General features: G+C 71.0%; 11 protein-coding genes. 2 read left to right on the forward strand and 9 right to left on the reverse strand.

All coding sequences use genetic code 11. From position 1 onward, the window contains the following. Positions 1-67: 67 nt before the first annotated feature. The 6 genes from NAEX_RS18675 to NAEX_RS18700 all read right to left on the reverse strand — a co-directional run bounded on the left by NAEX_RS18675 (position 68) and on the right by NAEX_RS18700 (position 9,083). Positions 68-2,557: a DUF4215 domain-containing protein gene (locus NAEX_RS18675; RefSeq protein ID WP_170135820.1), complete on the reverse strand. Its 2,490-nt coding sequence runs from the start codon at positions 2,555-2,557 to the stop codon at positions 68-70. Positions 2,558-2,937: 380 nt separating this feature from the next. Beyond that, on the reverse strand, positions 2,938-3,555 hold the full coding sequence (locus NAEX_RS18680; protein WP_143140487.1) for a hypothetical protein: 618 nt from the start codon (positions 3,553-3,555) through the stop codon (positions 2,938-2,940). A 392-nt stretch (positions 3,556-3,947) separates the two neighbouring features. Further along, entirely contained in the window at positions 3,948-5,684 is a 1,737-nt protein-coding gene (locus NAEX_RS18685; protein WP_096328841.1) for an FG-GAP repeat domain-containing protein, read from the reverse strand. Between the two features lie 121 nt (positions 5,685-5,805). Then, positions 5,806-7,575, reverse strand: coding sequence for a fatty acyl-AMP ligase (locus NAEX_RS18690; protein ID WP_096328842.1), 1,770 nt, complete (start codon positions 7,573-7,575; stop codon positions 5,806-5,808). Positions 7,576-7,579: 4 nt separating this feature from the next. Beyond that, positions 7,580-7,861: an acyl carrier protein gene (locus NAEX_RS18695; RefSeq protein ID WP_170135821.1), complete on the reverse strand. Its 282-nt coding sequence runs from the start codon at positions 7,859-7,861 to the stop codon at positions 7,580-7,582. 82 nt (positions 7,862-7,943) lie between these two features. After that, entirely contained in the window at positions 7,944-9,083 is a 1,140-nt protein-coding gene (locus NAEX_RS18700; RefSeq protein ID WP_096328844.1) for an N-acetyltransferase, read from the reverse strand. Between the two features lie 407 nt (positions 9,084-9,490). Here NAEX_RS18700 and NAEX_RS18705 point away from each other — a divergent pair, with 407 nt between their 5' ends. After that, positions 9,491-10,474 carry a fibro-slime domain-containing protein gene (locus NAEX_RS18705; protein ID WP_096328845.1) on the forward strand — a complete coding sequence of 328 codons (984 nt, stop codon included), beginning with the start codon at positions 9,491-9,493 and terminating at the stop codon, positions 10,472-10,474. On the opposite strand, the gene NAEX_RS18710 is transcribed toward NAEX_RS18705, so the two are convergent. Next, positions 10,471-10,863, reverse strand: a complete 393-nt coding sequence (locus NAEX_RS18710) for a hypothetical protein (RefSeq protein ID WP_143140486.1) — start codon at positions 10,861-10,863, stop codon at positions 10,471-10,473. The genes NAEX_RS18705 and NAEX_RS18710 overlap by 4 nt on opposite strands. An 83-nt stretch (positions 10,864-10,946) precedes the next feature. Here NAEX_RS18710 and NAEX_RS18715 point away from each other — a divergent pair, with 83 nt between their 5' ends. Next, positions 10,947-11,555, forward strand: coding sequence for a hypothetical protein (locus tag NAEX_RS18715; RefSeq protein ID WP_143140485.1), 609 nt, complete (start codon positions 10,947-10,949; stop codon positions 11,553-11,555). 4 nt (positions 11,556-11,559) lie between these two features. Here the strand turns inward: NAEX_RS18715 and NAEX_RS18720 are convergent, their stop codons facing one another. After that, the gene (locus NAEX_RS18720; RefSeq protein ID WP_096328848.1) at positions 11,560-12,078 is read right to left on the reverse strand and encodes a gamma carbonic anhydrase family protein; all 519 of its coding nucleotides are present in this window, start codon (positions 12,076-12,078) and stop codon (positions 11,560-11,562) included. A gap of 27 nt (positions 12,079-12,105) precedes the next feature. Further along, on the reverse strand, positions 12,106-13,557 hold the full coding sequence (locus NAEX_RS18725) for a serine/threonine protein kinase (protein WP_096328849.1): 1,452 nt from the start codon (positions 13,555-13,557) through the stop codon (positions 12,106-12,108). Positions 13,558-13,657: the final 100 nt, after the last annotated feature.

The following is a 13,657-nucleotide window of genomic DNA, read 5'->3' on the forward strand; positions in this document are numbered from 1 at the left end:
GCAACACGCTCATTTCTTTAAAAAGAGGCAGCGGCGCCGCCACGGGGCCGGCGCCGCGCCGGCGAGCTCAGCGGACGAACACGGCGCCGAACGCCGCCAGGTTCTTGTCGCCGTTGTCGCCGCCGCAGCTGGCGAGGTCGCCCACGGAGTAGCCGATGACGTTGCACTGGCCCCCGTCGCCGCCGATGCCGATGTACGAGTCGGGCGAGCTGCAGTCGTTCTCCTGATTGGAGACGATGCCGATCCGCGCCCGCGGCCAGCCCGCCACGTTCCACGGCACACTGTTGAAACCTTCGCGGTTGCAGTTCGGCTGCAGCGAGCTGTTGTCGATCAGGCTCTTCCACGCGTTGCGGCCGACGGCGGTGGCGACGTAGCCGGCGTTCATCAAGTTCTGCAGCGAGGGCCGGTTGAGCCCGGGCAGCTTGATCGTCTTGAGCACCAGCGCGCCGCCTCCGATCGGGTGCTCCATGCCGACGAGGACGTCGTTGAACGGCACCGTGTTGAAGCTCTGCAGCTTGGCCTCGTTGTGGTCGAGGTCGGGGAACTGCGGCTGGTAGGTCGCGTTGTTGGTCCACAGCGCGGCGGCGTAGGTGAAGGTGTTTTGCGCGCCGTTCGCCTTGAGCGCGAGGGTCCAGCCGCCGCCGTCGATCGTCATCTCGCAGAAGACGTTGAACGGCTGCTGGGCGCCGGCGCCGTCCGGATCGATCGGGTAGACGCCGTTGCCGGCCCCGGGGGTGGCCTGCTTGATCGCCTTGCAGTTGGTGGCGATCCCGCACTTGCCGGCGTTGCAGTACCCGGTGGTGCAGTCGAGGCCGCCGGTGCACTGCAGGTTCAGCCCGCACTTGCCGCACGATCCGCCGCAGTCGACGTCGGTCTCGCTGCCGTTCTTGACGCCGTCGCTGCAGGTCGGCGACAGGCACTGGTTGCTGCAGAAGTCGTTGCCGACCTGGTTGCCGTCGTCGCACTGCTCGACGCCCTGATGCACGACGCCGTCGCCGCAGCTGGCGGACTTGCAGGTGTTGAGGCAGGCGTCGTTGTTCGACAGGTTGCCGTCGTCGCACTGCTCGCCCTTGCCGGGCTGGACGAAGGTGTCGCCGCAGATCGGGTTCTTGCAGGCGAGGGTGCAGGCGCCGGTGTTGCTGTTGCTGTCGCCGGCGTCGCACTCCTCGCCGGGCTGCTCGAAGCCGTCGCCGCAGCTGGCCTGCTTGCAGACGTTGGTGCAGGCGTCGTCGTTGCTGCCGTTGCCGTCGTCGCAGGCCTCGCTCGGGCTCTTGTCGCCGTCGCCGCAGACGTTGGTCTTGCACGTCGCGTTGCAGGCCTTGCCGGGGCCGTTGTTGCCGGGGCCGTCGTCGCACTGCTCGACGTTGGCCTGGACGAGGCCGTCGCCGCAGGTCGCGAGCTTGCAGGCGACGGTGCAGGCGCCGCTGTCGCTGTTGAGGCCGCCGAGGTCGCACTCCTCGCCCTCGCTCGGCTGGTGGATGCCGTCGCCGCAGGCCGGGAGCTCGCAGCTGTCGGTGCAGCCGTCGTCGTCGTCGCCGTTCTGCTGGTCGTCGCAGTCCTCGCGGGGGTCGAGGATGCCGTTGCCGCACTCCTCGAGCTTGCAAGTCGACGAGCAGCCGTCGCCGGGGTCGAGGTCGCCGTCGTCGCAGGCCTCGCCGGGGCCCTGGTCGCCGTCGCCGCAGGTGTTGAACTGACACTGCGCGTTGCAGGCCTTGCCGGCGCCGTTGTCGACGCCGTCGTCACACTCCTCGGCGCCGTCGCCGGTGTTGTAGAGGGCCCCGTCGCCGCACACGTTCTGCTTGCAGGCGGTGGTGCAGGCGGCGTTGTCGGCGTTGTCGCTGCCGTCGTCGCACTCCTCGCCGGCGCTCGGCTGGACGTGGCCGTCGCTGCAGGTGGCGTCGGTGCAGGTGTCGGTACAAGCGTCGGTGTTGTCGAGGTTGCCGTCGTCACACTGCTCGGTCGGGGCGACGATGCCGTCGCCGCAGCTGGCCAGCGCGCAGGCGTTGGTGCAGTCGTCGGCGTCGTCGTCGTCGCCGTCGTCGCAGCCCTCGCCCGGACCGACGGCCCCGTCGCCGCACACGTTGTTGGTGCAGTCGGCCTTGCAGGAGTTGGAGTCCATGTTGTCGGCGCCGTCGTCACACTCCTCGCCGGGGCCCTGGTCGCCGTCGCCGCAGGTGTTGGCCTGACACTGCAGGTTGCACGGCTTGCCGGCGCCGTTGTCGGGGCCGTCGTCGCAGGCCTCGCCCGGATCGACGTGGCCGTCGCCGCAGGCGGGATCGGGCCCACCGGTGGTGGTCGTGTCGGTGGTGTCGCCGGTGGTCGTGGTGGGGTCGCCGGTGGTCGGCTCGACGGTCTCGCCGCCCGACATGCCCTGCGTGGTCGTCGGCGTGTCGGTGACGCCGACGCCGGTGGTCGTCAACGGCGCGCCCGTGCTGGTCTGCACGTCACTCGTACCGCTCGAGGTCTCGCTCGCGCTGGCCGCCGTGTCGGTCTCGCCGCAGGCCGCCAACAACAAGGTGGTCGAAAGGACAGATCGCCGTAGTCCAAGCTCCATCATCCGCATCCTCATCCTCCACGCCTCGCCGACGGCTCACCCCACGCATGGGGGCGAATCTCCACACAATGTCGCCACGAGACCCCCATATGCCTGCCAGAAGCCGCAGAAGGGCACAAGCGGGCGATCTGGGCCCGTGGGTGAGGGCGGACGCGCGCGGGTTCGAGCGCACGTGGGGGCGACGGCGAGCGCGAGACGGCGCTGCGAGTGCATCGCCGGCAGCACGGCGGTCCCGGGCGATGGCGACGCCAGCGGTGTCAGCGGCGCTTCGGGCAGACCGACGTGGTTCGCCGGCAGTCGAGCCGCAGACCGCACGCCCTCGCGGGCGAAGGGGACAATCGCAGCCCCGAGGGCCGCGCTTCGCAACGGCCGCGAGGCGCCGCTCAGCTCGCGGCCGGCAGCGGGGCGGCGGGCTTGTTCGCGCGGCCCCGGACGAACAGGCGGCGCAGGCCGAGCTTGGTGGCCAGGGCGGTACCTGTCCCAATCGCCATGACCGCAGGGACAGCCAGGCCGCCGGTCAGGGCGACCGCGCCGGCGGCCACGAGCACGCCGACCGAGGTCGAGGCGGCGCCGGTGCCGGCCTCGACGGTGGCGTGCACACAGGCCTGCTTGCCGGTCATGGTGCCGCGGCGGTAGGCCATCACGCCCTCGGCGGCGCCGAAGGCCGCGTCGACGACGAGGCCGACCACGCCCGCGCGCGCGGCCGTGCGCGCGATCTGGGCCCCCGCCGCGCGGGCCGTCGTGACCACCGCGAGGCTGGCGACCTCGGCCGCGCCGGCCTGGGCCCCGGCGTCGACCAGCAACGTCGGCGCGGTCGCGGCGACGGCCCCGGTCGCCGTGCGCGTCAGCACGGTCTGCAGCCCGGCCTGCGCGACGGTGGGGAGGACCTCGCGACCGCCGGCGTCGTACAGCGCGCGCGCGGCCGAGCGAGCGGCGAGCGCGGCCTGGCCGGCGAGCGCCCCCATGACGAGATCGCGGTGACTGCGGGCAGAGTCGGACATGGTGAAGACGCTAGCAAACCGGCCGAGCGAAGGCCCGTGACCGCGACAACGCGCTGGCGCACGCGCGCTGTGAGGCGCGCACGCGGCTGCGCGGACGCGGCGCCGAGTCCGCGAGGCGCAGGCGAGTCCGCCGGTCCGAACGTGCATGTCCTCTCGGACAGGTCATCTCTGGGAGTTTGCCGATGACGAGGGACGCCGACGGGCGAGCGGCTCGCTCCACCTCGCGGCCTGGAGGGCTCGGGTCGATTGTCGCCGTCACGAGCCCGAGCGCCGGTGACGCCGGGGCTTTGCCTCGGGTCGCTCGCCCACGCCTCCACCGTGCGACATGTCCTCACGGACATGGACGGATCGTCACGTCTCGCGCCTACATGTCCCTTCGGACATGTACCGCGCTACGGCACCAGGCCGTTGCGCAGGTAGTTGCCGCGGCCGGTCGGCCACAGCAGGCACGAGGCGGTCGAGCCGGGCACGGTGTAGACGCGCACGCTCTCGACCATGTCCTCGGCGTCCTTGAGCGAGACGACGATGTCGGCCTGGCCGTCGCCGTCGACGTCGGCGAGCGTGGGGACAGGCATCGCGCCGCGGCGCGGCAGCGGCAGCTCGTGCTGGACCGCGCCGTCGCTGCCGAGCACGAACAGCGCGCCCTTGTCGTCGCCGGTGCTGTAGCTGTTGAACACGACCTCGGGCACGCCGTCGCCCGAGAGGTCGCCGATCACCACGCCGCCGGCGGCGACCTCGGGGTCGGTGGTGTACTCGGTGCTCCACAGCACCTGGCCCGCGGCGCTGACCGCGTGCACGCGCCCGTCGAAGCCGACGAACACGATCTCGAGGCCCGGGTGATCGGCGCGCAGGTCGGCGACCGCGACCTGGTTGGTGATGCCGACGATGTTGGTGTCGCCGTAGTCCCACAGGCCCGAGAGGTAGTCGGGCAGGTGCACCGGCGGGTCGAAGCCGGCCCGGCGGCTGGCGTCGGGCCCGACCACCCACACCGCGACGCCTTTCTCGCGGTCGGTCTGGGCCGCGTTCTGCACGCTGGCGAGCATGATCACCTCGCGCTGGCCGTCGCCGTCGATGTCGGCGATCGCCGGCGCCGTGTTGGTGAAGTGGGCCTGCAGCGCGGTCTCCTCGTCCTCGGCGTAGCCCTGCATCGCCTCGGCGAGGACGTGCAGGTAGCGGACGCCCGGGGTCTTGGTGACGGGGAAGATGTCGGCGGCGTCGAACGCCTCGCCGCTGCCCTCGTGGATGCTGGCGTAGGCGTTGTCGTGCGGCGCGACCAGGTCGGCCTGGCCGTCGCCGTCGAGGTCGCCGACGGCGAGGTTCTGGTCGTAGCAGCCGGCCAGGTAGCACTTGTCGTCGCAGCCCGAGCTGCCGCTCTGATTCGGCGGGAAGCCCGGCAGCGGCGTGCCGTCGCTGCGCCAGGCGTGGACGACGTCGGTCGGGCCGCCGTGGGCGACGCTGACGGCGAGGTCGAGCCCGCCGTCGCCGTCGAGGTCGCCGGCGGCGATGCTGCGCAGCTCGTCCTCCCAGGTGACCGGAAAGCCAGGTGCGATCGACCCCGTGCTGTCGAGCAGGTAGACCTGGTCGCGGGCGGCGAACGCGATCTCGAGCTCCGGCCCGCCGATGAAGTCCGCCACCACCGGGCTCGACCAGATCCGCCCGCCCTCGGCCTCGAATTTGAACAGGACCTCGCCGTCGGCCGCCCAGGCCAGCAGCGCCTGCCCGCGCGGGACGATGACCTCGTTGTCGCCGTCGCCGTCGAGATCGGCGACCGCGGGCGAGCCGAGCCAGGCCTCCTCCCAGCGATCTTTCAGCGTGATCGAGAGGACAGGTTCGGCGGCGACCGCCGGGCCGCCGCCGCCGCCGCAGCTCGGCGGCGGGGGCTCACCCGTGGGGCCGCCGGTGGTGCTGCCCTCCGGGCCGCCGGTCGGCTCGAAGCCGGTCGTCGGCGCCGGCGCGTCGGTGCTGCCCTCGCTGCCGCCGGCGGTGGTGGTGAGGCCGCCGGGGCCCTCGGTGGAGGAGATCGAGGTGACCGGGTCGGTGCCGTTGCCGGTCGGCCCGCCGTCGCTGTCGTCCGCCCCGGCCGCCGTGCTGCAGGCGATCGCCATCGCCGGCAGCCCCGCTCCCACCATCCTCCACGCCCTTGCCCTCATCCTCGCACCTCCGGCGAGGACGATACGCCAAAGCGGCCGCGACCGTCGCGGCGACGTCGCCCCGGCGATCCGGGCGCGTGGCCGCGCCGGGCGGGCGCGCTCAGTCCTCGGCGTCGCGGCTGCCGAAGGCCGCGCGGATGTAGCTCCAGCGCGACGTCGCCAGGTGCTTGATGACGTCGATGGTGCCGGCCTTGACGGCGCCCTTGCCGAGCTGACCGTCGCGGTACAGCTCCGACGTCTTGTTGCGCTGCAGCTTGCCGCTCGAGGTCTTCGGCAGGCTGCCCGGGGGCAGCAGCACGATCTCGTCGGGCTTGAGCGCGAGGGTCTCGAGGATCTTCGCGGCGATCTTGTCGCGCAGGTCGTCGGCGTGGGGCGTGCGGACCTCGGCGGCGACGATCACACGCTCGCGCCCGAGCGACGCGTCCTCGATGCCGAACGCGACCACGTTGCCCTTGCGCACGCCCTCGACCTGCGAGGCCTGCCACTCGAGGTCCTGCGGGTAGTAGTTGCGGCCGTGGATGATGATGAGGTCCTTGATCCGGCCGCACACATAGAGCTCGCCGTCGACCAGGTAGCCGAGGTCGCCCGTGGCCAGCCAGCCGTCCCTCAGCACCTGCAGCGTGCGCTCGGCGTCGCCCCAGTAGCCGCGCATCACGCTCGGCCCGCGCAGCTCGATCTGCCCCACGCGGCGCTCGGGCAGCGGATTGCCCTCGGCGTCGACGATCCGCAGCTCGTGCCCGGGGAAGGTGCGGCCGCAGCAGACGACCTTGAGCGCGTCGTCGGCCTCGCTCGGCTTCGCCTCGCCGTGGACCAGCGCGTCGGCGTCGACCTTGTCGGCCCGCAGGTCCTCGTCGAGGCCGACGAAGGTGACCGCGAGGCTGTGCTCGGCCATGCCGTAGCACGGCAAGAACGCGGTGCGGCGGAAGCCCCAGGCGGCGAAGCGCTCGGCGAAGGCGTTGAGCGTGTCGTACTGGATCGGCTCGGCGCCGCAGCCGGCCACGCGCAGGTGCGACAGGTCGACGCCCTGCAGCTCGTGGTCCTTGATCCGCGCGGTGCAGAGGCCGTAGGCGAAGTTGGGCGCGAACGAGACGTGGGCCTTGCGCTCCGACAGCTGGCGCAGCCACAGCGCCGGCCGCTTGAGGAACAAGAGCGGCGACATGAACTGGACCCCGCGCACCTGCAGCACCGCCGGGGTGAACACGAAGCCGATGAGGCCCATGTCGTGGTAGAGCGGCAGCCAGCTGAGGCCGTAGGTGTCTTCGCTGGTGTTGAGGCCGGCGCCCAGCGCGTAGACGTTGGCGATCAGGTTGGCGTGCGTCAGCGTGACGCCCTTGGGCCGCGAGGTGCTGCCCGAGGTGAACTGCAGGAACGCGACGTCGTCGGGCTTCACGTCGACGCCGATCGGCGCCGCGCGCTCGTCGACCTGCTTGACGAACGACGCGTAGACCTCGACCGCGCGCACGCTCGGCACGTTGCTCATCAGCCTGCCGAGGATCGGCCGCACCTTGCCGTCGGTGACGACCAGCGAGCAGCCGGCCTGCCGCAGGATGTGCGTGGTGTTGGCGAGGTAGCCCTCGAACTGCCCGAGGTTCATCGGCGGGTACACCGGCACCGCGATCGCGCCGGCGTACATCGCCCCGTAGATCGCCTCGACGAACTCGGACGAGTCGGGGAGGATGAGGCCGACGCGCTCGCCCGGGCGGACCCCCGCGGCCTGCAGCGCCGCGCCGAAGCGACGGGCCCGCCGCGCGGTCTCGGCGTACGAGAAGAACTTGACCGGGTCCTTCTCCTGGACGAGGTGCGAGTAACCACCGTCGGCGCGGGCGGTCGCCGCGTCGAGGGCCTGCGTGAGCGTCTCCGAGCGGATCATGCGCTCAGGCCTCGCCGCGCTCCTGCGCGATGACCTTGACGACCTCGCGCGCCACGTCACCGACGGTGACCACGTGCTGGAACAGCTCCATCGGCATGGTGATGCCGAAGTGGTCCTCGAGGTCGGACACCATCTCGAAGCTCTGCATCGAGTCGAGCCGCAGGTCCTGGATCAGGTGCGACTGCTCGCTCACCGGAGTGGCTGGCTTTTCAGCCAGGTTCTCGTCGAAGTAGGCGAAGATCTTGGCGAGCACGGCTTCGTAGGTGGGACTTGCGGCTTCGGTCACGGCGCTCCCCGGAGTAGCGGCGGCTATATCGCAACTGGAGCGCGACCGGAAGCGGCGCGCGCGCCGGCCACCGTTAGCGGGGTCACAGCGTGGTCTCGTACACGCGATAGGTGGCGATCCGGTAGCCGCCCATGTTCTTCACGGCGGCGTTGACCCGGTCGTTGTCCTCGAGGGTCCAGCCGATCTGCCCCTCGGTCCAGCCGAGCCGCTGCGCGGCCCTGTGGGTGGCGAGGAACAGCAGCGTGTCGATGCCCTGGCCGCGGTACTTCTCCTTGATCCCGAGCAGGATCAGCCGCCCCCCCTTGACGACCTTGCGCACCTTCAGGTCCCACACGAGGCGCAAGACCCCGAACGGGAACAGCCGGCCGTCGAGCTTCTTCAGCACCGGGTTCACGTCGAGGATCGTGATCACGAACGCGACCGGCTCGCCCTTCACCTCGGCGATGATCGGCAGGCCCGGCTCGAGCACCAGCTTGAGGTCCTTGGCGATGTGCAGGTACTCCTCGCGCCCGACCGGGACGAAGCCCCAGTTCTTCTCCCACGCGTCGTTCATGATCTCGAGCGAGCGCAGGACCTCGGCGTCCCAGTCGTCGAAGCGCATGTCGCGGACGGTGATCCCGCGCCGCTCGGCGACCTTGGCGGCGATCCGCGCGACGCGCTCGGGGATCGGCCGCTGCGGGTCGATGCCCCAGTGCAGCAGGTCCTTGGCCTTCCGCATGCCTGTCCCTTGGAGCAGGCGGTCGTAGTACGGCGGGTTGTACGGCATGTTGATGCCGGGGTCGCGGTCGAAGCCGTCGATCAGGACGCCCGAGATGTAGTTCATCGACAGCTCGAACGGGCCGATCATCGCCGTGCAGCCGCGGGCCTCGAGCCAGGCCCTGGCGGCGTCGACCAGCGCCTGCGCGAGCGCGGGGTCGTCCGGGCACTCGAACATGCCGAGGTAGCCGGTCGGCTGGCCGTGGAATTTCACGAAGTCCTCGTCGCGTACCGCGGCGACCCGGGCGACGTCGCGCCCGTCCTTGCGCGCGATCCAGAACGCCGCCTGCACGTGCTTGAAAAACGGGTTCTTGTCCGGGTTCAGATAGTCCCGCCGGTCCATCAACAGCGGCGGCACCCAGTGCGGGCTCAGGTGGTGCTCGCGGTGGATGTACCAGGGCACCCGGATGAACCGCTCGACCAGCTTGCGGTCGCTGAGAGGGACTTCGATGAGCTCGAACGACATGGCGAGGCCTCAAAGCCGCACGCTGCAGCTTGTTCAGCCGCCGGGCTACCGCCCGCCGCACGTCGCGTCAAGTGCGCAGAGGCCGCTCGGCGCGCCCGCGGGTGCTTCCCCCCGCGATCGCAGCGGCGGCGCGAGCTATCCTCGTCGACGTGGCTGCTGTGCTCGCGCGGTTTCGGCTTCGACATGGTTTTTCAAACATGTCCGAAAGTACTGCTCGGCCGCCCGGCGAGCCCGTCCGCGCGTCCTTCGCCGCCGAAGACCCTGCCGAACGGCGGGGCCGCGGCTCGCGGCGCAGCGGCCCGCCCTCGGACGTCGGCCGGCGCCCCGCCGCCGCGGTGGTAGGTCCGGCCGCGTCCCCGCGGGCCCGGGCGCCGGCGGCCCCATCACCCCGTGGAAGCGAGTACACCATGCGACATGTCCTTAAAACCATCCTCGCCATCGCCCCGCTCCTGCCCGCCTGCGGCGACTCGGCCCAGGGCAAGGACCCGACCGACACGGGCGGGCCGACCGGCATCGACTCGCTGAGCACCGCCGGCGGCAGCGAGACCTCGACCGACGCGACCGCGAGCGGCGGCGCCAGCGAGGCCGGCACGATCACGGAGGGCGGCAGCGAGGGCTCGGCGACCGCGGTGACGGTGACGACGACCGAGCCGCCGACCACCACCGCGACCACCGGCCCGGACGACACGACGACGAGCACGAGCACGTCGACGACCTTCCCGATGACCAGCACGTCGCTGCCGAACACCACCGGCTTCGAGCCGCCCGAGTGCGACCCGGTGATGAAGGCGACGATCCGCGATTTCCGCGTCGACCACCCCGACTTCGAGGACTTCGGCGGCGACGCGGCCTACACCGGCCTGGTCGAGGAGGACCTCGGCCCCGACAACAAGCCGGTCTACGCCCACGACGGCGCCACCCCGCAGACCGCGGGGCCGGACCAGTTCGCGCAGTGGTACAACGACACGCCGGACGTCAACATGGCGTTCGAGATCGACATCCCGCTGACGGAGGTGTCGCCGGGCCAGTTCACCTACCAGAACAACGCCTTCTTCCCCATCGACGACCAGGGCTGGGGCAACGAGGGCAACCCGCACAACTTCCACTTCACCACCGAGATCCACACCGAGTTCACCTACCAGGGCGGCGAGGTGTTCACGTTCACCGGCGACGACGACCTGTGGCTGTTCATCAACGGCAAGCTGGCGATCGACCTCGGCGGGCTGCACCCCCAGCTGACCGACACGATCGACCTCGACGAAAACGCGGCGTACCTCGGGATCACGGTCGGCCAGAACTACTCGATGGACATCTTCCACGCCGAGCGCCACACCACCGAGTCGAACTTCCGCATCGACACCAGCATCCAGTGCTTCGTGATCCCGGGTTAGCCGGCGGGCCCGTCGAGCGGCGGCCGGCGCTGCCAGGCCGCCTCGGCGTACTTCTCCCGGGGGCCGCGGATCCACACCAGAAGCACGAACCACGCGCGGATGTCCGGCCGCGGCTCGCCGCCCTCGACGTGCGTCGGGCTCTTGGACGGCTCCACCGACACGCAGTCGCGCAGCGGCGCGAGGGCCGACTCGATGGCCGCCAGCGCGGCCCGTGTCGCTTCCACCCGGCGCGCCGGCTCCGTCTCGTCGCCGACGTAGCGGCAGCGAAAATGCACCCATCGGTGGTCGTCATGGGTCGGCGAGAAGGCGGCGATCGACCACTGCGCCTGCAGCTTCTCGCGGGCCGCCAGCGCCACCACGTATGTTGCGACCTCCCGGACGTCGATCACGCGGCGCCATCATACCTGGGAGTCGCGAGGAACACGACGACCCCCGGTTGGCCCCGCGCGGCGAGCAGGATAGCGTGTCGCCGATGACGATCCTGTCCGCGGACCCCGACACCGGCGAGCTCACCGATCCGCGCGACATGCAGCGGACGATCCGGCTGCTGCTGCGCGGTCATCCCGAGGTGCGCCGCGTGCACGAGCTGGGGAAGCTGAAGCTCCCGCGCGGAGAGGTGTCGATCGCCGACACCGATCACCTGCACAAGCAGCCGCTCGCCCGCCGCGTCCCTCGTCGCCAGCACCCGGTGACGCTGCTGTGCGGCGACGACCCGACCGAGGTCGGCGCGGTCGTCATCCGCTTCGGCGAGGGCGAGGTCGCCGCCGTCGAGCGCGCGCAGGGCACGTCCCCCTACCACGAGGACGACCGGCTGCGGCTCACGGGCACGGTCGGCGCCGTCTTCGACTACTCCACCGCGACCAACCTGCGTGAGCCCGAGCGCGCGCGGGTCTCGGCGCTGCTGGTCTTGCCGGACGACCAGCCGGGGGCGCTCGTCGCCGTCCCGGGCCTCTCCCGCCCGTGGAACGTCGCCGTCTTCCGGCCGGCGCTCGACGGCGACACCTTTTACTCGCTGTGGTGGGCGCTCGACGCCGCTGGCTCGCCGCTGGCGCTCGTCATCGACTGCGCCCTGTTCGCCTGACGAATCAACCTGACCGTTCGGCCAGGTACTCGGCGGCGCGCTTGACGTAGACTGTCCAGGCGTACTCGATCCACTCGCGGTCCTTGGCGGTGAGCTGGCGGACCACCCGGAACGGGTTGCCCATCACCATCTCGCCGGAGCGCACCACCTTGCCCGGCGGGATCAGGGTGCCGGCGCCGACGAACGACCACGGCTCGACGACCGCGTTGTCGAGGACGATCGAGCCCATGCCGATCAGGCAGTCGTCGCCGATCGTGCAGCCGTGGAGGATGACCTTGTGGCCGACGGTGACGCGCGCGCCGACGGTGGTGTGCGACACGCCCTCGGTCGCGTGGATCACCGTGCCGTCCTGGATCGACGTGTCGGAGCCGATGACGATCGCCCCGTCGTCGCCGCGCAGCACCGCGGCCGGCCAGATCGAGGCGCGTGAACCGACGACGACGTCGCCGATCAGCGTCGCCGCCTCATGGACGAACGCGGTCGGGGCGACCTGGGGCCGGATGCCGCGGAGCTTCTCCAGCATGCGGGTGCGCCGTGCCTGGCCGAAAGGTCAGGTGAGGACCAGGAAGGCGACCACGCCGCCGCCGACCAGCAGCAGCACGAGGACGATGATCCACGCCGAGCCGCCCTCGCCCTTGTTGGTGGGCTCCGGGGGCCGGGCGGTGCGCGGGTCGGGCGGGATGGTGCGGTTGCCGGGCGGCGGGCGCTTGGGCAGCTTGTCGGCGGCGCTCGGCGAGGTCTTCGGCCGCGGGCTGTCCTTGCCCAGCCCGAGTTGGTCGACGAGCGACGGCTCGTTCTTGTCGGGCAGCGGCTCGGTCGGGGTCGGCGACAGAGCCAGGCGGTTCGGCGTGACTCCGGTCGGCGCCGGCGTGAACACGTCGACGTCGAGCGGCTGGCTCGGGTCGAGCGCCTTCGCCTCGCCGATCGCCACCACCGGCTGCGCCCCCGCGGCGGCCTCTTTCTTGTCCTCCTGGCCGAGCGAGCGGAAGTGCAGCATCTCCTCGTTGATGAGGTTGATGATGAGGTTGTTGCCGCCGGGCGAGCGCTCCTGCTGAGCCTTCGACTCGGCCGCGCGGCGCTCCGCCTCCTGCTCCTCCCGGACCGGGCGACAGAAGTCGATCAGGTCGCGCGCCGAGACCTTGAGCCGGTGCGTGAACAAGAACCCGAGCAGCGCCTCGGCGAAGTCGTCGGCGGTCTGGTAGCGCTGCGAGATGTCCTTGTGCAGCGCCTTGAACAGCACCTGCTCGAGGTCCTCGGGGACCTGCGGATTGTACTGGCGGATGCTCGGGACCTCGCCCGCGCGCACGAGGGCGATCGTCTCGTAGTCGTTCTTGCCGCGGAACAACCGCCGCCCGGTCAACATCTCGAAGCCGAGGATGCCGGCCGCGTACAGGTCGGCGCGCGCGTCGATCTCCTCGGCGCGAGCTGCCTCCGGGGACAGGTAGCTGTACTTGCCCTTGACCACGCCCGGGTCGGTCGACTCGAGCTGCGTGGTCGCCTTGGCCAGGCCGAAGTCGGTCAGCTTCACCTCGCCGTTCCACGAGATGAGGATGTTCGGCGGCGAGATGTCGCGGTGGATGATACCGAGCGGCCGCCCGGTCTCGCTGTCGGTGAGGCGGTGGGCGTACGCCAAGCCCTTCAGCACCTCGTTGAGGATGAAGACGGTGAGCGCCACCGGCATCGGCCCGCCGCGCTTCACCTGGTGCTCGAGCAGCGTCTTCATGTTGATGCCATGGACGAAGTCCATGACGATGAAGTAGGTGCTGTCGCTCTCGCCGATGTCGAAGACGGAGACGATGTTGGCGTGGGCCAGTCGCAGGCTCAGCCGCGCCTCGTCGAGGAACATGCGGACGAACCGCTGATCCTTGATGAGCCCCGGGAGGATGCGCTTGATGGCGACCTTCTTCTTGAAGCCCGCCATCGACTCGGCCTCGGCGACGTACACCTCGGCCATGCCGCCGGCGTCGAGCTTGTAGAGGGGTCGGTAGCGTTGCGAGGTCATGACGAGGCGGGGTTGATGGCGCGGGCCGGGTGGGCGAGGAAATATTCAATCTCGCGGGGCGTGTAAATCGCGGTGGCAAACCGCGAAAACGCGTTGCAGT

The sequence above is a fragment of the Nannocystis exedens genome (assembly GCF_002343915.1).
Lineage (GTDB): Bacteria > Myxococcota_A > Polyangia > Nannocystales > Nannocystaceae > Nannocystis > Nannocystis exedens.

Excerpts from the sequence above, each read along its gene's own strand:
- NAEX_RS18675 (WP_170135820.1), bottom strand. The coding sequence starts at position 2,557 with ATGATGGAGCTTGGACTACGGCGATCTGTCCTTTCGACCACCTTGTTG.
- NAEX_RS18680 (WP_143140487.1), bottom strand. The coding sequence starts at position 3,555 with ATGTCCGACTCTGCCCGCAGTCACCGCGATCTCGTCATGGGGGCGCTC.
- NAEX_RS18685 (WP_096328841.1), bottom strand. The coding sequence starts at position 5,684 with ATGGTGGGAGCGGGGCTGCCGGCGATGGCGATCGCCTGCAGCACGGCG.
- NAEX_RS18690 (WP_096328842.1), bottom strand. The coding sequence starts at position 7,575 with ATGATCCGCTCGGAGACGCTCACGCAGGCCCTCGACGCGGCGACCGCC.
- NAEX_RS18700 (WP_096328844.1), bottom strand. The coding sequence starts at position 9,083 with ATGTCGTTCGAGCTCATCGAAGTCCCTCTCAGCGACCGCAAGCTGGTC.
- NAEX_RS18705 (WP_096328845.1), top strand. The coding sequence starts at position 9,491 with ATGCGACATGTCCTTAAAACCATCCTCGCCATCGCCCCGCTCCTGCCC.
- NAEX_RS18715 (WP_143140485.1), top strand. The coding sequence starts at position 10,947 with ATGACGATCCTGTCCGCGGACCCCGACACCGGCGAGCTCACCGATCCG.
- NAEX_RS18720 (WP_096328848.1), bottom strand. The coding sequence starts at position 12,078 with ATGCTGGAGAAGCTCCGCGGCATCCGGCCCCAGGTCGCCCCGACCGCG.
- NAEX_RS18725 (WP_096328849.1), bottom strand. The coding sequence starts at position 13,557 with ATGACCTCGCAACGCTACCGACCCCTCTACAAGCTCGACGCCGGCGGC.